16 protein-coding genes are annotated in these 19,949 nt (G+C 37.0%); 10 read left to right on the top strand and 6 right to left on the bottom strand.

Features of this window, described 5'->3' with window-relative positions; all coding sequences use genetic code 11:
• Positions 1 to 996, bottom strand: a 996-nt coding sequence (locus tag C0430_RS01135) for a 2-oxo acid dehydrogenase subunit E2 (protein ID WP_290864613.1), incomplete at its 3' end; no start/stop codon positions are given.
• Positions 997 to 1,090: 94 nt separating this feature from the next.
• Positions 1,091 to 3,868 carry a 2-oxoglutarate dehydrogenase E1 component gene (locus C0430_RS01130; protein WP_290864611.1) on the bottom strand — a complete coding sequence of 926 codons (2,778 nt, stop codon included), beginning with the start codon at positions 3,866 to 3,868 and terminating at the stop codon, positions 1,091 to 1,093.
• A gap of 120 nt (positions 3,869 to 3,988) precedes the next feature.
• On the opposite strand from C0430_RS01130, the gene C0430_RS01125 reads away from it, so the two are divergent.
• Together C0430_RS01125 and C0430_RS01120 are read left to right on the top strand one after the other, a co-directional pair.
• Positions 3,989 to 4,537 (top strand): hypothetical protein, encoded by a 549-nt coding sequence (locus tag C0430_RS01125; protein WP_290864609.1) that lies wholly within the window; start codon positions 3,989 to 3,991, stop codon positions 4,535 to 4,537.
• Between the two features lie 10 nt (positions 4,538 to 4,547).
• Entirely contained in the window at positions 4,548 to 5,876 is a 1,329-nt protein-coding gene (locus C0430_RS01120) for an alkaline phosphatase D family protein (RefSeq protein ID WP_290864607.1), read from the top strand.
• On the opposite strand, the gene C0430_RS01115 is transcribed toward C0430_RS01120, so the two are convergent.
• The 3 genes from C0430_RS01115 to C0430_RS01105 are packed head-to-tail and all read right to left on the bottom strand — an operon-like array spanning position 5,877 to position 8,020.
• On the bottom strand, positions 5,877 to 6,227 hold the full coding sequence (locus C0430_RS01115) for a hypothetical protein (RefSeq protein ID WP_290864605.1): 351 nt from the start codon (positions 6,225 to 6,227) through the stop codon (positions 5,877 to 5,879).
• A gap of 47 nt (positions 6,228 to 6,274) precedes the next feature.
• Positions 6,275 to 7,024, bottom strand: coding sequence for a hypothetical protein (locus C0430_RS01110; protein WP_290864604.1), 750 nt, complete (start codon positions 7,022 to 7,024; stop codon positions 6,275 to 6,277).
• Between the two features lie 21 nt (positions 7,025 to 7,045).
• Positions 7,046 to 8,020 (bottom strand): polyprenyl synthetase family protein, encoded by a 975-nt coding sequence (locus tag C0430_RS01105; protein WP_290864602.1) that lies wholly within the window; start codon positions 8,018 to 8,020, stop codon positions 7,046 to 7,048.
• A gap of 185 nt (positions 8,021 to 8,205) precedes the next feature.
• Between C0430_RS01105 and C0430_RS01100 the strand changes: the two genes are divergently transcribed.
• The 6 genes from C0430_RS01100 to C0430_RS01075 all read left to right on the top strand — a co-directional run bounded on the left by C0430_RS01100 (position 8,206) and on the right by C0430_RS01075 (position 16,350).
• On the top strand, positions 8,206 to 8,721 hold the full coding sequence (locus tag C0430_RS01100; RefSeq protein WP_290864599.1) for a YceI family protein: 516 nt from the start codon (positions 8,206 to 8,208) through the stop codon (positions 8,719 to 8,721).
• Positions 8,722 to 8,838: 117 nt separating this feature from the next.
• On the top strand, positions 8,839 to 9,435 hold the full coding sequence (locus C0430_RS01095) for a TetR/AcrR family transcriptional regulator (RefSeq protein WP_290864597.1): 597 nt from the start codon (positions 8,839 to 8,841) through the stop codon (positions 9,433 to 9,435).
• Complete coding sequence (locus tag C0430_RS01090; protein ID WP_290864595.1) at positions 9,435 to 10,769, top strand: TolC family protein; 1,335 nt, start codon at positions 9,435 to 9,437, stop codon at positions 10,767 to 10,769. The genes C0430_RS01095 and C0430_RS01090 overlap by 1 nt, the downstream gene beginning before the upstream one ends.
• Before the next feature lie 10 nt (positions 10,770 to 10,779).
• Entirely contained in the window at positions 10,780 to 11,847 is a 1,068-nt protein-coding gene (locus C0430_RS01085) for an efflux RND transporter periplasmic adaptor subunit (protein WP_290864593.1), read from the top strand.
• Between the two features lie 18 nt (positions 11,848 to 11,865).
• Positions 11,866 to 15,036, top strand: a complete 3,171-nt coding sequence (locus C0430_RS01080) for an efflux RND transporter permease subunit (RefSeq protein WP_290864591.1) — start codon at positions 11,866 to 11,868, stop codon at positions 15,034 to 15,036.
• A 219-nt stretch (positions 15,037 to 15,255) separates the two neighbouring features.
• Positions 15,256 to 16,350 carry a serine hydrolase domain-containing protein gene (locus tag C0430_RS01075; RefSeq protein WP_290864589.1) on the top strand — a complete coding sequence of 365 codons (1,095 nt, stop codon included), beginning with the start codon at positions 15,256 to 15,258 and terminating at the stop codon, positions 16,348 to 16,350.
• A 344-nt stretch (positions 16,351 to 16,694) separates the two neighbouring features.
• Here C0430_RS01075 and C0430_RS01070 read toward each other — a convergent pair whose 3' ends face one another.
• The gene (locus C0430_RS01070) at positions 16,695 to 17,708 is read right to left on the bottom strand and encodes a TlpA disulfide reductase family protein (RefSeq protein ID WP_290864587.1); all 1,014 of its coding nucleotides are present in this window, start codon (positions 17,706 to 17,708) and stop codon (positions 16,695 to 16,697) included.
• Between the two features lie 160 nt (positions 17,709 to 17,868).
• On the opposite strand from C0430_RS01070, the gene aspS reads away from it, so the two are divergent.
• Entirely contained in the window at positions 17,869 to 19,620 is a 1,752-nt protein-coding gene (gene aspS, locus C0430_RS01065; RefSeq protein ID WP_290864585.1) for an aspartate--tRNA ligase, read from the top strand.
• Between the two features lie 125 nt (positions 19,621 to 19,745).
• The gene (locus C0430_RS01060; protein ID WP_007137066.1) at positions 19,746 to 19,940 is read left to right on the top strand and encodes a cold-shock protein; all 195 of its coding nucleotides are present in this window, start codon (positions 19,746 to 19,748) and stop codon (positions 19,938 to 19,940) included.
• The last annotated feature ends 9 nt before the right edge of the window (positions 19,941 to 19,949 follow it).

The following is a 19,949-nucleotide window of genomic DNA, read 5'->3' as shown; positions in this document are numbered from 1 at the left end:
GGACAACATACTTCCAAAAACACCACCGTTTGTGATGGTAAATGTTCCACCAGTCATGTCGTCAACGGTAATTTGTCCGTCACGGGCTTTAATTGCCAATCTTTTGATTTCTGCTTCAATTCCACGGAAAGTCAAGTTTTCTGCGTTACGAACCACGGGAACCATCAATCCTTTTGGTCCAGAAACGGCAATTGAAATGTCGGCAAAATCATAAGCAATTTTGTGATCGCCATCCATCATGGAGTTTACATCTGGATACAACTGTAATGCTCTTGTCACGGCTTTTGTAAAAAACGACATGTATCCCAAACCAATTCCGCCATGTTTGGCCTTGAATGCATCTTTGTATTCGTTGCGAAGCGTGTTTATTGGCGTCATGTTCACTTCGTTGAAAGTGGTCAACATTGCTGTTTCGTTTTTGGCGGCAACTAATCTTTCGGCCACTTTACGACGCAACATTGATAATTTGGTGCGTTCAGAACCACGGTTTCCTCCTGTTGGAGTTCCCATCGAAGGAACTGCGTTTACGGCATCTTCTTTGGTGATTCTTCCGTCTTTCCCAGTTCCTACTATATCAGAAGGTTGGATGTTTTTTTCGTCCAATATTTTTCTTGCTGCTGGAGACGTTGCTCCAGATGCATAAGTTGCTGCCGCAACTGGTGCAGCCTTAACTTCTTCTTTTTTTGGTTTTTCAACAATCACCGGTTTGTCTTCAACCACAGGTTTTGATTCTACTGATACTGATTCTGATGGTTTTGCTGCGCTTGTATCGATTAAACAAACCACGGCACCAACAGCAACCGTATCTCCTTCGTCTGCTTTTAAAGTGATTATTCCGCTTGCTTCTGCTGGCAACTCCAGTGTTGCTTTGTCAGAATCAACTTCGGCAATGGCTTGGTCTTTTTCTACATAATCACCGTTTCTTACCAACCAGGTTGCAATTTCTACTTCTTTTATTGATTCCCCAGGTGATGGGACTTTCATTTCTAGAATCATCTTGTATTATTTTAAATTATGAATTTTAAATTTGGTTTTAACTACGACAAAAAGAGTTGCTTTTTCTGTCTTTAATAAAATGATATTTTAAATTTTATCTAATAAAATTTTTGTCAAACACCATTTTTATCGCTTTTATTTGACGATTTTTTGCTCGAGTGGAACTTCCAGATGCAGATGCTGCCGATACTTTTAGTGATGCCAATCTCCATTTTACTAAATCGAAGTTCATCAACATATAGCCATAAGCACCCATGTTTTTAGGCTCTTCCTGTGCCCAAACATAATCGTCGGCATTTGGATATTTGGCAATAATTGCTTTTAACTGTTCTACCGGCAATGGAAATAATTGCTCAATTCTTACTACCGCAACGTCATTTCTTCCGTTCTTTTCTCTTTCGGCCGTAATGTCGTAATAGAATTTTCCGGTGCAGAAAACCAATGTTTTAACTTCTGCTTTGTTTACGGTTTCATCGTCGAAAGTTTCTTGAAAAGAACCATTTTCCAATTCTTCGATGCTGGAAACTACTCTTGGATCACGAAGCAAACTCTTTGGCGTGAACACGACAAGTGGTTTGCGGAAATTGGTTTTCATTTGTCTTCTCAACAAGTGAAAGAAATTTGCCGGTGTGGTACAATCGGCAACATACATGTTTTGTCTGGCACAAAGTTGCAGAAAACGTTCCATTCTTCCCGAAGAATGTTCTGCCCCTTGTCCTTCGTAACCGTGAGGCAACAATAACACGATTCCGTTTTGGTTGTTCCATTTGTCTTCTCCACATGAAACATATTGGTCAATCATGATTTGGGCTCCATTACTGAAATCTCCAAACTGTGCTTCCCAGATGGTTAATGCTTTTGGGTTTGCCAATGCATAACCATAATCAAAACCTAAAACTCCGTATTCTGACAAAAGAGAATTGTAGATGTGAAATTTTCCTTTTTTGCCTTCCAAGTTGTTGATTAGAATCACTTCTTCTTCTGAATCTTCGACTTTTACAACTGCGTGACGGTGTGAAAAAGTTCCGCGTTCCACGTCTTGTCCTGAAATTCGAACGTCATAACCTTCTTGCAGCAATGATCCATAAGCTAAATGTTCGGCCATAGCCCAATCCAACTTATTGGTTTCGAAAAACATCGTTTTTCTGTCGTTTATTAATTTTTGGATTTTATTGATAAATTTCTTGTCCGTTGGCAAATTGCAAATAGCATTGGCAACAGCCTCCAGTTTTTCTTTTGGATAAGAGGTATCAACATTCTTGAGCATTTGTGTTATCCCTGCTTTTGAAAAACCTTGCCATTCATTTTGCATAAATGGAGTTATTACCGTTAATTCCTTTTTGCGGGATTCTTCTAAATTTACTTCAAGTCTTGATTTGTATTCTACCTCGAGGGTTTTTACATAATCAGCATCAATTACGCCTTCTGCCAATAATTTCTCGGCATAAATATCTCTTGGATTTTTATGTTTTGCTATGATTTTATACAACAAAGGTTGCGTGAAGCGAGGTTCGTCACCTTCATTATGTCCGTATTTTCTGTATCCCAACAAATCGACGAATACGTCACGACCAAATTTCATCCTGAAATCCAAGGCAAATGACATCACGTGCACAACGGCTTCGGCATCATCCGCATTAACGTGCAATACCGGCGAAAGAGTTACCTTGGCAATATCTGTGCAATATGTTGATGAACGAGCATCAAGATAATTAGTGGTAAAACCAACTTGGTTATTGATAACAATGTGAATGGTTCCGCCAGTTTTGTATCCATCCAACTGGGCCATTTGAATGATTTCATATAAAAGACCTTGACCAGCAATTGCAGCATCACCGTGAACGGAGATTGGCAATACTTTTGAGAAATCTTCAGGGAAATATTTGTCTTGTTTGGCTCTTGTAATTCCTTCAATAACTGCTCCCACCGTTTCTAGATGCGAAGGATTTGGAGCAAGATTGATGTTGATTGTTTTTCCTGTGCTAGTCGTTTTTTCGGCAGTAAGACCTAAATGGTATTTTACGTCGCCGTCAAAATATTCTTGATCGTTGTAATCTTTACCGTCAAATTCGCCAAAAATATCTTGGGTGGATTTTCCAAAAATATTGGCCAAAACATTCAAACGGCCACGATGCGCCATTCCCATTACGAAATGTTCCACTCCTTTTTCGGCGGCTTTTTCGATCAAAGCATCAATTGCCGGGATGATGGATTCCCCTCCTTCGAGCGAAAATCGTTTTTGGCCCACGTATTTTGTGTGCAAGAAATTCTCGAAAGAAACTGCTTGGTTTAATTTGTATAAAATCGTCCTCTTTTCATCGGCTGAAAAATTAGGCTGATTGTCGTTATGTCCAATTCTGCTTTGAATCCATTGAATGTCATTAGGATTTCGAAGATACATGTATTCAACCCCAATGGATTGACAGTAAATTTTATCCAAATGCCCCAAGATGTCCGCCAAACTGCAAGGAGCAATCTTGATTACTTTTGCAGCATCAAAAACGGTTGATAAATCCGCTTTTGAAAGACCAAAATTTTCAATGTCCAACGTTGGACTGTAGGTTCTTCTTTTATGAACGGGATTCGTTCGGGTAAACAAATGACCACGGGTTCTGTATGCATCAATTAATTTGATGACGTTAAACTCTTTTTGAAGTTTCTCTGCCGCAGAGTTGTTTTCTGCAGTGCTGGAAGGCACATTTGCAATTTGGGTTACTTGATTTTCTCCATTATAAGTTTCCATTCCAAAGTCGAAACCTTGAAAAAAACTTCTCCAACTAGGCTCTACACTATCTGGATTTTCTAAATATTGGTCGTATAATTGTGCGAAAAATTCGGTATGCGCTGCATTTAAAAATGAAAACCTGTCCATAATTGTATATAATCTGCTTTTTTGTTAAAATAGTTCAGCAAAAGTACAATAAATCAATACACATAATCTCTTTTTTTAAGTACTTTTACGTAAAAAATTGTTAAAAAAACCCAATAAACAATGAAAAAAAACCACTCTCTGACCATTTTAAGACGTTTTTTGATTTTGGTCCTCTTGTTTTCATTTCATCATTTATCAGCACAGCAACAAACAATTACGCCGACGCAACAAAATGATTTCTGGAGAAATGTGCAATTTGGAGGTGGCATCGGCATGAGTTTCGGCACTGGATATACGGACATTGCTATTTCACCAAGTGCCATTTACAACATTAACTCCATTGTAGCAGTTGGAACGGCCTTGCAATTTGGCTATGTTTCTTCCAAAAATAATTACACTTCCGCTCTTTACGGAGCCAGTTTAATTGGTTTGATAAATCCAATTCCCCAGGTCCAGTTTTCAGCCGAATTAGAGGAAATCAACGTCAATACGGACTATCAATATGATGGAGCAAATATTTCTGACTCTTTTTGGAACACGGCCTTATATCTTGGCGCTGGTTATAGAACTGGAAATGTAACCGTTGGCATCCGTTATGATGTATTATTTGACGACAATAAAAGTTACTACAGCGACGCATTTATGCCGTTTATAAGAGTTTATTTTTAATATTTTAGACATGAAAAAAATTACACACCTGTTTTTTCTACTTTTTTTGACTTATGGTTTTTCTCAAAAAACGCTGCTGCAATCGGGACCAATGGTGGGTTACAGCGAAATGAAAGAAGCAATGATTTGGTTGCAAACCAAAGAAAATGCTTCCGTAAAAATTGAATACTTTGCATTGGACAATCCTGGCAAAATATTTTATTCTGACACTTATAACACTACCAAAGAGTCCGCATTTACCTATCATGTTGTTTTAGACAAACTACAACCTGGAAAAAAATACAATTACACCGTTTTTATCAACAACAAAAAGGTGGATTTGCCTTATGAAACTTCCTTTTCTTCCAAAAAATTATGGCTTTGGCGCGAAGATGCTCCGGATTTTAAGGTGGCTTTGGGCAGTTGCACTTACATCAACGAAACCGAACTGGACAGACCTGGAAAAGGGTATGGAAGTGGTTACTCCATTTTTGAATCCATAAATTCAAAGAATCCCGACATCATGATTTGGGGCGGAGACAATATTTATTTAAGAGACGCCGATTGGGATAGTAAAACAGGTATTTTGCATCGTTACACCCATTCTCGTTCCATCAAGGAAATGCAACCGTTACTGGCTAAAACTCAGAATTTTGCTATTTGGGATGATCATGATTTTGGACCAAATGATGGAGACCGAAGTTTTTACAACAAAAATTTAACGCTGGAAGCTTTTAAATATTTCTGGGCAAACAAAAGTTATGGAATGAATCCCGAACAAAATGAAGGTAATTATTCGACTTTTAATTGGGGTGACGCCCAATTTTTCTTGCTTGACGACCGTTTTTTTAAATCTCCAAACGACAGAAAAACTGGAGCGAGAACCATTCTAGGAGAAGCCCAATTAGAATGGTTAATCGATGCGCTTTCTTGTTCAAATGCTTCGTTCAAGATTATTTACATTGGCGGACAAGTTATTACTTCAGCAGCACGATTCGAAAACTTCGCAACTTATCCCGAAGAAAAAGAAAAATTGTTGAAAGAAATCGAAAACAACAAAATAAAAGGCGTGTTATTTCTATCCGGTGACCGGCATTTTACCGAATTGTCAAAATTAGAAAGAAATGGAACCTATCCTCTTTATGATTGGACAGTTTCTCCATTAACTTCCGGAGTTTCCGAATCCTATAAAGAAGACAAAAACACCAATCAAGTGGAAGGAAGTGTGTTTGCCGTGAATAATTTTGGAATGATTTCTTTTTCAGGCGATAAAGCAAATCGCCAAATGAAACTGTCCTTGTTTGACAAAGAAGGAAAAGAATTATGGAATAAAGTAATCCTGAAAAAGGAATTGGAATAACTAATATTTATTCCTAAACCAGACTTTTTGCCATTCTCTTTTTAGAATCAAAAAAGCCACATTTTCGGCTAGGATCACTAAATCCGAACCGTCGAGTTTTTTTATTTGGTCTTCAGAAACGTCAATGATGTAAAGTAGATTGAGGTATTCGGCAAATTTGTATTGAATCATTCGGTAGATTTTCTCGTGCAATTGTATTTTCAATTCGCTGGGAGAAATACTCATTGGGAAATCGATTCCTTCATTGGCTAAATTAAAATCCTTGTTGATTTGTTCAATTAATTTCAGGTACAAAGATTCCTTTTGGGCTTCTTCAAACAACAAATCGGTATTTAATGGGGTAATGTACATACTTTAAAATTTCAATGACAATGGCAATTTCAATAATCAAATTGATTTTACTCGTTGCTATTTATTATACCTTTCTTTTTATCAAGTTTCCAATAATCCACAATTTTCACCAAAAGCACATCGCCTCCTGCATAGAAAAAAACGGCTCCCATTGGCGGGTTGATGGTTGGGATTAATCCAAAAGTTTTTGGAACCCATTTCCAACATTGAAAATATGTTCCTGCCAATTCAATAAATATAACACAAAGAGCGATGAAATAATACAAGTTTTGCCATTTTTTTCTCTTTAAAAGTAAAAAGAAGAAAATGCCAAAAATCAAAGAAAAAATATCATCGAGAAAAATCCCAACAGACAGAAACAACAGCAAAAACCCAATGGCAAAATATTTTTTCAATAATTTGTCATTCCTCATTGCCCATTCCGTATGTGCAAAAACATAACCGGAAGCATAAACAATGGCGTGACCAAAAGGAACATACAAAGGAATAACGACCGTTCTATAATCGTACATTCGCAGTAAAGTACAGAAAATGAGTTCCCCTATGTAAGACAGAAAAACCATTACAAACATCAATTTCTTGAGACGAAAATCGGAAACCAAAAAGAAAAAAGAAAAATAAACGATGGCAAAAAGGTTTGTAATTTGTCTTCCATCAAAATAATTTGCCGCAAAATAAACGCTGTCTATTCCTAAAGCCGCCAGGGTAAAAAAAGGAAAGAAAACCGCAAAATACAATTGCTTTTGTGCAATATGGTTTTTGTCGTTAAAAAAAACAATGTTCAATAGGATGTTCATAAAATGTACCGCATCCTGTTATTACACTTTTCTATCCATTAAATTTTCTCCAAAAGCTTTTAACATTGCTTTTTTATCCTTGGAAATATCCATTTTTTTCAAGGTTTTAAAAGCTTTCAAAGTGAAACCCTGAATGGCTTTTTGGGTTACTTCCGATGCTCCGGTTGCATTGAAAATTTCTTTTACGGAATTAATTTTTTCCAAATTATCTTCCGGTTGAATGGAAAAGAAATGCAGTAATTGTGCTTTTTGTTCATCTGATGCAAACTCGATTGCTTTCAGGTACAAATAAGTTTTTTTGTTTTCGATGATATCCCCTCCCACTTGCTTTCCAAAAGTTTCGGGATCGCCAAAAGCATCCAAATAATCATCCTGCAACTGAAACGCTAAACCCAGATTAAGTCCAAAATCGTAAATCAATTTTGTGTTTTCCTTTGAAGTTTCGGCAATAATGGCACCCATTTTCATCGCTGCCGCAACCAGAACGGCGGTTTTATACTTGATCATTTTCAGGTATTCGGAAATAGTCACGTCATCGCGGGTTTCAAAATCAACGTCGTATTGTTGTCCTTCGCAAACCTCGAGAGCGATTTTGCTGAATAATCTGGCCAACTTTCTAAAAATTTTTGGATTGTATTTTTCAAAATATTGATACGCCAAAATCAACATTGCGTCGCCAGAAAGAATTCCGGTGTTGATATTCCATTTTTCATGAACAGTGGTTTGGCCTCTTCGCAAAGGTGCATCGTCCATAATATCGTCATGTACGAGTGAAAAATTATGAAAAACCTCAATGGCCAAGGCTGCCGGCAAGGCTTTCTTGTAATCGACATCAAAAACCTCGGCGCTCATTAATGTCAAGACAGGCCGCATTCTTTTTCCGCCAAGTTGCAAGATGTAATCTATCGGTTCATAAAGATTTTTGGGTTCTTTCTCTTTTTTTTGACTTTGTAAATAAACTAAAAACTGCTCTTGATATTGGTTGATGGAATGCATTACTGTTAATTTAAAGTTTGAGGTTTAAAGTTTACAAAGTAACTTAAAAAAACGGGAAACTCTAAACAGGAATTATTTTTTTTAAAAAAACATTGGAAACTATTTTGGTATTCAAAGTTTCCGATTTATATTTGCCCCGAAATTAAAACCTAAAAAACAGATTTAATCTTTAAATCAATCCAACTATGACAACAAAATGGACTATTGATTCTGACCAATCCGATGTTTTAATAAAAATGAAGGACGCCACAATTACTTATTTAGGCAACGAAACCAACCATTTTGATGGTTTTGTATCTATCGAAGAAGATCAAATTGAAGATGCTTCAGTCGAATTTTTTCTGGACAGCAATACTTTTTCATCCCAAAAAAGAGACGTGTCCTTGCAAAACAACTCCACTGTTGAATCTACAAAAAAACCACTTATCCGATTTAAGTCAACTTCGTTTCAAAAAATCAAGAACAACATCAATTTTTTGAAAGGCTATTTGACCATAAAAGATGTTACCAAAATGGTCGAACTCGATGCCGAATTCATCGGAATCAACAATTACAATGGATCGAAAAAAGCGGCTTTTGAAATAAAAGGCGACATCAATAGAAACGATTTCGGATTGGACAAAAATTTCAACAATTCGAAAGAAAAATTCGGGTTGGGCAAAAACCTGAAATTGGTAGCCAATTTGGAGTTTTCGATTTAATCATCAAACACCGTTAAGTTATCGTAACCTTTTAGGAAACTAGATTTTCAATAAAAGTTTCGGACTTAGATTTGAATTAAAAAACAATAAAGAGTCTGGACTCGTTCAGCAAAAAAAATGAAAGAAAAAATTATAGCAAAAGCCTCCGATTTGTTCTTGAAACTAGGGTTTAAAAGCGTTACCATGGATGACATTGCCAGCGAAATGTGTATTTCCAAAAAAACGATTTACAAATATTTCTGCAACAAAGAGCTTCTAATCGCGGAATCGACGAATGTGGTCCACAAAGAAGTGCATCAAATCATTGACGGTATTGTGGCCAAAAACCATAATGCCATCGAGGAAAATTTCGAGATTCGAAAAATGTTCAAAGAAATGTTTAAAACAGGAGAAGCCTCGCCGGCCTATCAATTGAAAAAGCATTATCCTGAAATCTATTACAACGTGATATCACGAGAAATAAACGAATGCAATGCGGTTTTTAAACAAAATATTGAACGGGGAATCGACCAAGGTTTGTATCGAACAAACATCCCAGTAGACACTTACGTTGATTTTTATTACACTCTGATTTTCAGCATCCATGAAAATACCAGTACCCAAAAAGAATCAAAAGAACTCGAATTGCAAGCATTGGAATACCACACCAGGGCAATGGCAACTCCAGAAGGAATAATCGAACTAGAAAAACAATTACATAATTACCACCTCTAATGAAGAAACTATTTATAATCCCCTTATTCGTTTTTGCCCTGACAGCAAATGCGCAAGTCAAAACTTTAACCCTGAAAGATGCCATAACGTATGCGTTGGAAAACAAAGCCGACGCCAAAAAAGCAAAGTTAAACGTTGAAAACAGCGAATACCAGATTCAAGAAGTGCGTTCTAGAGCCTTGCCGCAAATCTCGGCAAACGGAAGTTTAACTCACAGTCCAATTTTGCAAACAACAGTAATTGACGGTGATAATTTTGGTGCGCCAGGGACAACAATTCAAGCCTCTTTTGGACAAAAATGGAGTTCTGCTGCTGGAATTACGTTGAACCAAGCTATTTATGACCAATCGGTTTTTATTGGTTTGAAAGCAGCAAAATCAACTAGAGAATTCTATCAAATCAATGCGCAATTAACTGAAGAACAAGTTATCGAAAAAGTGGCCAATGCCTATTATCAAGTCTATGTTACTCGCCAAAACTTAGCTGTTTTAGACAATAATTTGAAAAACACGAACAAAGTTAAAGACATTATTAAAGGTCAATTTGACAACGGTTTGGCCAAAAAAATTGATTTAGACCGAACTTCCGTTCGTGTTTCTAATATTAATACCCAACGTCAGCAAACTTTAAATGCTATAGCGCTTCAAGAGAATTCTTTAAAATTTTTGATGGGAATGCCCATCACAACAGAAATTTCTATTCCAGAAACCGAATTCGAAGTTTCAGCAAATGCGCTTTCGCAAACCCCTGACACCACCACAAGAACTGAATATTTATTGCTGAAAAAGAACGAGCAACTTTTAGAATATCAGAAAAAATCGGTTCAAGCAGCTTATTACCCAACACTTTCTTTGACCGGAAGTTACAATTACATTGGTCAAGGTCCAGAAATGCCTTGGTTCAAAAAACCTTCTGATGGAGTTTATTGGTCTGATTATGCTGCGGTAGGCCTTAATTTACACGTACCCATCTTTACCGGATTTGGAACACGCGCCAAAGTTCGTCAAGCAAATAACAAATTAGAATCTATAAAAGTGGATTTAGCAGAAACTAAATTGGCATTAGAATTAGAATATGAAAATGCAAAAACTCAAATTGAGAACAGCATTATATCTATTAAAAACCAAAAAGAGAATGCGCAATTGGCACAAGAAGTTTTAACCAATACCAACAACAATTACGTACAAGGATTGGCCTCTTTAACCGATTTATTGGAAGCAGAAAACGAATTGGTTGCAGCACAAAATAATTACACAACCTCTTTATTAGAGTACAAACTAGCAGAAATAGCATTAATTAAATCAAAAGGAGAATTAAAAAACTTATTAAACTAAATATTTCAAAATGAAAAAACCAATTTACATCATAATTGCCGTAGCATTAATCGGTGGTGCAGCATATACTTTATACAACAACAAGAAGAAAAACGCAGAAGACACAGCCATTGTAGCCCAAAAAAACAGTTCGGTTGCCGTAAGAGTTGCCACGGTAACTACTGGAAAATTAGACGAAACATTCAAGGCCAACGGAAATTTTGAACCTATTCAGGAATTAACTTTTTCGGCCGAAAAATCAGGAAAAGTAATTAGCGTTTTGGCAAAAGAAGGAGACTATGTTTCTGCTGGACAAACCTTATTAATCGTCAGGGGAGATGTCATCAACGTAAGTGCGCAAGCGGCTAAAGCGGCCTTTGACAATTCAAAAGCAGATTATGCCAGATATGAAAATGCCTTCAAAACAGGCGGAGTGACCAAGCAACAATTAGACCAAGCCAAATTAGCCTTGACTAATGCCGAAGCCAACCTGAAACAAGCCAACATCAACGTGGGTGACACCAAAGTAAAAGCACCTATTAGCGGTTTTATCAATAAAAAATACATTGAACCAGGTTCTATTTTAGCTGGAATGCCAGCTACTGCATTGTTTGACATTGTGAACGTTTCTAAATTGAAGTTAAAAGTGACTGTAAATGAAAGCCAAGTAGCGAGCTTGAAGCTAGGAAACACCGTAACTATTGGCGCAAGTGTATTTCCAGACAAATCATTCTCGGGAAAAATTACTTTTATAGCCTCAAAAGCAGACGAAACCTTGAATTTTCCTATTGAAATTGAAGTAGCCAACAATCCTAACAACGAAATCAAAGCAGGAATGTACGGAACGGCAACTTTTGGAAGCAATGCCGCAAAACAAGCCGAAGTTACAACAATACCAAGATCAGCTTTCGTTGGAAGTGTCAGCAGCAACCAAGTATTTGTGGTAAACAACAATGTAGCAACCTTGAAAACAATCGTGGCCGGAAGAATCTTTGGTGACAAAGTAGAAATCCTGAACGGATTGAACGATGGCGATGTGGTCGTGACAAGCGGACAAATCAATTTGAGCGACAACACCAAAGTAAATATCGTTAAATAATTTCCTTAAAGACAACAAATGAAAATAGTCGATATATCCATAAAACGACCTTCCATAATCATAGTATTATTTACCATATTACTATTGGGTGGTTTGTTCAGTTACAAACAACTGAGCTACGAATTAATTCCAAAATTTGAAGTAAACGTAGTAACGGTTTCTACCGTATATCCGGGAGCTTCGCCAGGAGAGGTTGAAAACACCGTGACCAAAAAAATCGAAGATGCTATTTCCACAATGGAAAACATCAAGAAAATCGAATCCAAATCCTACGAAAGCCTTTCGGTGGTAATGATTACCTTGACCACCGAGGCCGATGCCGATTATGCTTTGAATGATGCCCAACGAAAAATCAATGCCGTTCTAAAAGACCTTCCGGACGATGTCGATCCACCATCCTTGAGCAAATTCTCGCTCAGCGATTTGCCAATCATGAATATTGGTGCCACCGGAAAAATGGACGAAATTGCTTTCTATGATTTACTAGACAAAAAAATCCAACCCATATTGTCGCGTGTTCCCGGTGTGGCGCAAGTGAACCTTGTGGGTGGACAAGAAAGAGAAATCAAAGTAAGTTTAGACTCTAAAAAACTGCAAGGTTACGGACTTTCGGTTCCGCAAGTACAACAAGCCGTATTGGCATCGAACCTTGATTTCCCTACTGGAAACATCAAAACCAGAGAAAACAAAACACAAATTCGTTTGTCCGGAAAATACAAATCGGTCGAGGAAATGCGTAATTTGGTTATTTCTTCCAACAACGGTGTCCAAATTCGTTTGGGCGACATTGCCGATGTGCAAGATGCCCAAAAAGATGCAGAAAAAATTTCGAGAGTAAATCAAAAAAGCTCCATCCTTCTTCAAGTCATCAAACAATCGGATGCCAATGCGGTTGAAGTAAGCGCAAAAGTAAAAAAAGCCATTGCTCAAGTCGAAAAAGATTATGCCAAATCGGACTTGAAACTGGCTGTGGCCAATGACAGTAGCGAATTTACCCTAACAGCTGCCGATTCGGTAATGCACGATTTATTTATCGCCATCATCTTGGTAGCATTTGTAATGTTGTTCTTCTTGCACAGTATTCGTAATGCGGTGATCGTAATGGTTTCGATTCCGGCTTCGCTTATTGCGACCTTCATCGGAATTTATTTGATGGGTTATACGCTAAACTTGATGAGTTTGTTAGGACTTTCGCTCGTGGTAGGTATCCTTGTGGATGATGCGATTGTGGTTTTGGAAAACATTCACCGACATATGGAAATGGGTAAAAACAAGGTGCGCGCTGCTTATGATGGAGCTGCCGAAATTGGTTTTACCGTTACCGCCATTACCTTGGTAATCATCGTGGTATTCCTTCCAATTGCAATGAGTACCGGATTGGTTTCTAATATTATTACGCAATTCTGTGTAACAGTAATTATAGCAACCTTATTCTCTTTATTGGCTTCGTTCACGATTGTACCTTGGTTGTTCTCTCGTTACGGAAAATTGGAACACATCACCAAAAAGACATTCTTTGGTAGAGTTATTTTAGGTTTCGAATCTTATTTAGATGTTTTCACCCATAGAATAACCGATATCTTAAAATGGTCTTTAAAACACAAGATCGTCACTTTGGTTATTGTTGTAATACTCTTTTTGGCTTCAACCATAGGATTACTAGGTGGTGGTTTTATTGGAGGTGAATTCTTTGCCAAAACCGACAAAGGAGAATTCTTGGTGCAAATTGAAATGCCAAAAGACGCCTCGGTAGAACAAACCAATTTTATGACCCAAAAAGCCGAAGAATTTTTACGAGGCAATAAAAGTGTTGTCGACATGATTACCACCGTGGGACAAACCAGCGAAGGAATGGGAGCTACCCAATCTACAGCTTACAAAGCGGAAATTTTAGTTTCATTGGTTGACAAAAAAGAACGTGATGATGACTCTTTTATTTTTGCAGCAAAAATCAAGCGCGAATTGGAAAAAGTCTTGGTTGGAGCCAAAGTAAAAACCGTTCCAATGGGATTAATGGGAGCCAACAGAGCACCAATCATGTTAACCGTTACAGGCCCCACTTTTGAAGATGCAATGTCTTTTGCCACCAAAGCGGCAGCCGAATTGAAAAACATACCTGGTTCGTCGGAGGTAAAATTAACTTCCGAAGCGGGTAATCCAGAGATTAAAGTGGTGGTAAACCGCGATAAAATGGCTGCTTTAGGATTGACTTTACAAACCGTGGGACTAACAATGCAAACGGCTTTCAGCGGAAACACCGATGGAAAATTCCGTGCAGGAGAATACGAATACGACATCAACATCCGATTCAACGAATACGACCGTTCGAATGTCAAAGATGTAAACGATTTAATTTTCTTGAACAATGCCGGTCAACAAATCAAGTTGTCACAATTTGCCGATGTCATCGAAAGTTCGGGACCAAGTATGCTCGAACGAAGAGACAAAAGTACTGCCGTTTCGATAGAAGCACAAACCGTTGGACGTCCATCAGGTACAGTGGCCACCGAATGGGAAGCTGTTTTCTCTAAAATGGACAAACCCGCTGGGGTAAACTATGTTTGGGGTGGTGATATGGAAAACCAAACCGAAGGTTTTGGAACCTTGGGAATTGCATTATTGGCAGCCATCATCTTGGTTTACCTTGTAATGGTAGCTTTATATGACGACTTTGTGACGCCATTCGTCGTATTGTTTTCTATTCCATTATCGTTCATTGGAGCCTTGCTCGCCTTGGCATTGACCAATAACTCGCTGAATATTTTCACCATTTTGGGTATCATTATGTTGATTGGTCTGGTGTGTAAGAATGCGATTTTGCTGGTGGACTTCGCCAATCACAGGAAAGATGCTGGAGAAACCACTTTCAATGCACTGGTTCAAGCCAACCACGCCCGTCTTCGTCCTATTTTGATGACCACAATTGCGATGGTAATTGGTATGATTCCTATTGCTTTGGCCAAAGGTGCCGCAGCCGAGATGAACAACGGATTGGCTTGGGTAGTTATTGGAGGTTTGCTGTCTTCGCTTTTGCTTACCTTGATTGTCGTTCCTGTGGTATATGCCATTTTTGACAGTGTCAGAGTGCGTTTAGGAAAAGACAAAAAAGTAGATTATGCCGAATTGATGACCGCCGAATACAAACACCGAAAATTAGTGGACGGTTTCAATCCAAAACACAAAATGTAATAAATGGATTGACTCACAAAAAAGACAATCCTAAACAAACCACCCAAGATTTAATTTTGGGTGGTTTGTTGTTTTTTGTGGGAAGGGAATGAGTATATTTGAGTGAAATATAAAGCGAAGTAAACCTTCGCCAGTCTACCTCATTCTGGATGTATGTGAGATGGTTTGTTTCGCTTATTCACGAATTGTGTTCAAGATTTTCAAAAAATACAAAAAAAAATGAAATCATATAATACAAAAGAAATCTTATTTTTATCAATCTGTCTTTTCAATTTTGTGTTTGGATATTCACAGACTAGTGTTCCAGAAACAAATAAAAAAATTATAAATATTTCAGAAAAATTTTTATCGAAAGAGCAAATCCCTGGTATGTCAATTTCAATATCAAAAAATGACACTCTGATATTCAGTCAAGGATTTGGCTTCTCAGATTTTGAAAATAAAATTCCAGTGAATCCTTCTAAAACAAAATTTAGAATGGCGAGTATAACAAAAACAATGACTGCCATTACAATAGGTAAACTTTCGGAATTAAATTTAATTAATCCTAAAAATAGTATCTATTATTATCTTGATAGCTTACCTAAAAAAAAATTTGATTTTTCAATAGCCGAAATTGGTGGTCATTTATCGGGTATCAGAAGAGTTCCATCAGCAGAAAAGTATTCTTGTGATAATGATTATACAAAAAAAGATTTTTATAAAGTTTTTAAAAAAGATGAACTTTTATTTGAACCATCAACAAAATTTGAATATAGTAATTATGGTTACACATTATTAGGAATTCTTATTGAAAAAATAACAGGAAAAACAATTATAGAAAATCATAGCAAATTTATTATCAATACAATAGGTTTGAAAAATACTATTCCAGAGCAATTAAAAAAAGATGATGAAACATCAAAATTTTATGTTGAAATAAAAAATAAAATAGAAAATGCACCTTGCTTGGATTGTACATTTAAACACTCACAAGGTTGTTACTTAACTACAACTGAAGATTTAGTTGTATTGGGAAACGCATATTTATTTCCTGATAGATTATTAAAAAAAGAAACTCTCGTAGAACTAATTAAGAGTAAAAAACTAAAAAATGGAAAAAAAACTAATTATGGATTTGGTTTTGAAACGTATAAAGATTTAAACGGCAACTATTATTATGGCCATAATGGAGGTTATTTGGGCTCAAGATCACTTTTAAGAATATACCCAAATAGTAAAATAGTAATTTCTATTATGACTAATCGTGACATACAAGATATTGATAACTTCGCAACCGAATTAATAAAACATTATATAACAAATATAAAATAATTCAGCACACAACCGCAGTTTGGCTATATAGCGGGTTTCAGCGTTAATTTAAAGATAGTTTTTACTTGGAAAAGTAGTACCAAACCGAAAGTTAAGGCATTATTAACCACCAAATCGCCAAGCGGCAAAAAGGTTGCAAAATCAAAATCGGCTGTTGCAAAAACTTGCGACAGCCGATTTCTTTATAGGACGCTATATTAACAATTTAATATCCAGAATTAGCAGTTTATTTTCTAAACTTTTGATCTATTTTCTGTAATCGAGAGCGTCTTTATTGTACTGTAAATGTAAAAAAATATTTTTAAACCTAAAAATATTTTCGACACAATTTGGCAACACTTTACTTAATTCAATAGTTTATCCAACTCTTCTTTCAATTGAGGTGAGGATGGTCTTAAGGCATTTCCTTTCACCACTTTTCCGTTGGGATCAATCAAAATAAATCTCGGAATGCTGTTAATGCCATAGCTTAGCATAAAATCGGAATTCCAGTTTTTGTCGGCAAACAGTTGAACACCTCCCAATTGCTTTTCGCTAACAAAATTTTTCCATTTCTCGTGGTCTTTGTCAACGTCAACAGAAATACTGACAAAGACAATGTTTTTGTCGTGATACATTTCTTCCATCTTTTTCAACGATGGAATTTCGGCACGACATGGCCCGCACCAAGTTGCCCAAACATCGATATACACATATTTCCCCTTAAAATCCTCGAGCTTTGTTTTTCCGCCTTTGTGGTTTTCATAATCAAATGAAGGAGAAATCGTGTTGTTCATTTTGTTCTTGACCACAAGAGCGTCGTGATTTTTTTTGTAATACTGAACAATCGCATTGTAAGTTTCATTGACAGTTTGCTTTTGAAAATCAACAAAAACAGGATCCAACTTTTTGTCTTCCAAACGTTTCAAATCGTCAGCCTTTTTCTTGTCCATTTCTTTAAAAAAATCGGTTTCGTTGGCCAACAACAAACTTTCTATGTCGGCTTTCTTTTCAAGCAAAGTATTTTTAGCCAAAAAATTATTCTCAGTTGCCCCTTTTCCAGTATAAACAATCGATTCGTCAAACATTTTGGTGTCCAATTTCATTTTCAAATCGAAACCGTTTTTCAGAAAAACAATCGTGTATTCATTTCCGTCGGAAAGGGCATATCTGCCTTCTGCCACATTCATGGTGTCTTTAAAAACACCATTATTATCCACTTTTATGGTTTTAACCAATTTGTTTTTGGCATCAAAAAAGGAAATTGCATCTCCAAACTTGTTGGCTATTTCCGCCTCAAAGTGCATATAGTTTTTCTTTTGGGCAAAACCGTTCAAACTTCCCATTAAAACAATTGCAATTAAAAATATTTTTTTCATAAAGCCTGGATTTTGAATTTTGTTGCCCAAAGCTAATTTAAATTTTTGAACACAAACAAAGATTAACAATTATTTACGGCATTATTTGCAACGAAGTTTTCCCGTTTTAGGGATTAAGTTGTTTTTTGTTTTTACTTTTGCAGTCTAAAAAATATTCTCAATGTATAGAAGTCATAATTGTGGCGAATTGAACGCCTCACATATCAATACCGAAGTAACGCTTGCCGGTTGGGTTCAAAAATCAAGAGACAAAGGATTCATGAATTGGGTCGATTTACGCGACCGTTACGGAGTTACCCAATTGATTTTCGACGAAAGTCGTACCGACAAAACCGTTTTCGAATTGGCCAAAACCTTGGGTCGTGAATACGTCATCCAAGTAAAAGGAACCGTTATTGAGCGTGAAGCCAAAAACAAGAACATGGTAACAGGAGACATCGAAATCTTGGTTACCGAAATGAAAATATTGAATGCCGCACTCACTCCACCTTTCACCATCGAAGACGAAACAGACGGTGGCGAAGACATCCGAATGAAATACCGTTACCTTGACATTCGAAGAAATCCAGTAAAAAACAACTTGCTTTTTCGTCATAAAGTAGCAATGGAAGTTCGCAAATACCTTTCAAACCAGGATTTTTGCGAAGTGGAAACACCTTACTTAATCAAGTCAACTCCAGAAGGCGCAAGGGATTTTGTGGTTCCTTCGCGAATGAATGAAGGACAATTTTACGCTTTGCCACAATCGCCACAAACCTTCAAACAATTATTGATGGTGGGTGGAATGGACAAGTATTTTCAAATTGTGAAATGTTTCCGTGACGAAGATTTGCGCGCCGACCGCCAGCCTGAGTTTACACAAATTGATTGCGAAATGGCATTTGTGGAACAAGAAGACATCTTGAATGTTTTTGAAGGATTGACTCGTCATTTATTGAAAGAAATCAAAGGAATCGAAGTAGAGAAATTTCCAAGAATTACCTACGATTATGCGATGAAAACATACGGAAATGACAAACCGGACATCCGTTTCGGAATGGAATTTGGCGAATTGAACGAATTTGCACAACACAAAGAATTCCCGGTTTTCAATTCGGCTGAATTAGTTGTTGGAATTGCCGTTCCTGGAGCAGGAAACTACACTCGCAAAGAAATTGATGGTTTAATTGACTGGATGAAACGCCCCCAAATTGGCGCCAGCGGAATGGTTTACGTGAAATGCAACGAAGACGGAACTTTCAAATCATCGGTAGACAAATTTTATGACCAAGAAGATTTAAAAAATTGGGCAAAAGTCACTGGCGCAAATGCAGGCGACATGATTTTTGTGCTTTCGGGTCCAGCGGATAAAACCAGAACCCAACTTTCAGCCTTGAGAATGGAAGTGGCCAACCGTTTGGGATTGAGAAACCCTGCGGAATTTGCCCCACTTTGGGTGGTAGATTTCCCTTTATTGGAATTTGAAGAAGAAACAGGTCGTTATCACGCCATGCACCATCCGTTTACTTCCCCAAAACCGGAAGACATGCACTTATTGGAAACAAATCCAAAAGCAGTTCGTGCCAATGCTTATGACATGGTGTTGAACGGAAACGAAATTGGTGGAGGTTCCATCCGTATTCACGATAAAACAACGCAACAGTTGATGTTTAAATATTTAGGATTCACACCTGAACAAGCCGAAGATCAATTTGGTTTCTTGATGAATGCTTTTCAATATGGAGCGCCACCTCACGGAGGCTTGGCTTTTGGGTTGGACAGATTGGTTTCCATCCTTGGCGGACAAGAAACCATAAGGGATTTTATTGCTTTTCCAAAGAACAATTCAGGGAGAGATGTCATGATTGACGCCCCATCAATCATTGATGAATTGCAATTAAACGAATTACATATAAAATTAGATTTAGCGTAGTTCATCGATAAAATTTGCTGGAAATCGTTGGAAATCAAATATTTTAATAAAAACTTATATAAAACATATTTCGTATTAGATTAAATATTACATTTGCCTCATTATAAATTATTATTACTATTACAATGCGTACAGGTACAGTTAAATTTTTCAATGAATCAAAAGGTTACGGATTCATTACAGACGAAGAAACAGGAAAAGACATTTTCGTTCATGCATCAGGAATCAACGCGGAAGAACTTCGTGAAGGTGACAGAGTTAGCTATGAAGAAGAAGAAGGAAGAAAAGGAAAAGTGGCTGCGAAAGTAGCGGTTATCTAAGCATAAAAA

The sequence above is a fragment of the Flavobacterium sp. genome, from assembly GCF_013823965.1.
In the GTDB taxonomy this organism is placed as follows: Bacteria; Bacteroidota; Bacteroidia; order Flavobacteriales; family Flavobacteriaceae; genus Flavobacterium.
The sequence above is the reverse complement of the archived record's forward strand: the minus strand, read 5'-3'. Positions and strand labels throughout refer to the sequence as shown.

Coding starts and splice junctions, on each gene's coding strand:
- C0430_RS01130 (WP_290864611.1), bottom strand. CDS start 3,868: ATGGACAGGTTTTCATTTTTAAATGCAGCGCATACCGAATTTTTCGCA.
- C0430_RS01125 (WP_290864609.1), top strand. CDS start 3,989: ATGAAAAAAAACCACTCTCTGACCATTTTAAGACGTTTTTTGATTTTG.
- C0430_RS01120 (WP_290864607.1), top strand. CDS start 4,548: ATGAAAAAAATTACACACCTGTTTTTTCTACTTTTTTTGACTTATGGT.
- C0430_RS01115 (WP_290864605.1), bottom strand. CDS start 6,227: ATGTACATTACCCCATTAAATACCGATTTGTTGTTTGAAGAAGCCCAA.
- C0430_RS01110 (WP_290864604.1), bottom strand. CDS start 7,024: ATGAACATCCTATTGAACATTGTTTTTTTTAACGACAAAAACCATATT.
- C0430_RS01105 (WP_290864602.1), bottom strand. CDS start 8,020: ATGCATTCCATCAACCAATATCAAGAGCAGTTTTTAGTTTATTTACAA.
- C0430_RS01100 (WP_290864599.1), top strand. CDS start 8,206: ATGACAACAAAATGGACTATTGATTCTGACCAATCCGATGTTTTAATA.
- C0430_RS01095 (WP_290864597.1), top strand. CDS start 8,839: ATGAAAGAAAAAATTATAGCAAAAGCCTCCGATTTGTTCTTGAAACTA.
- C0430_RS01090 (WP_290864595.1), top strand. CDS start 9,435: ATGAAGAAACTATTTATAATCCCCTTATTCGTTTTTGCCCTGACAGCA.
- C0430_RS01085 (WP_290864593.1), top strand. CDS start 10,780: ATGAAAAAACCAATTTACATCATAATTGCCGTAGCATTAATCGGTGGT.
- C0430_RS01080 (WP_290864591.1), top strand. CDS start 11,866: ATGAAAATAGTCGATATATCCATAAAACGACCTTCCATAATCATAGTA.
- C0430_RS01075 (WP_290864589.1), top strand. CDS start 15,256: ATGAAATCATATAATACAAAAGAAATCTTATTTTTATCAATCTGTCTT.
- C0430_RS01070 (WP_290864587.1), bottom strand. CDS start 17,708: ATGAAAAAAATATTTTTAATTGCAATTGTTTTAATGGGAAGTTTGAAC.
- aspS (WP_290864585.1), top strand. CDS start 17,869: ATGTATAGAAGTCATAATTGTGGCGAATTGAACGCCTCACATATCAAT.
- C0430_RS01060 (WP_007137066.1), top strand. CDS start 19,746: ATGCGTACAGGTACAGTTAAATTTTTCAATGAATCAAAAGGTTACGGA.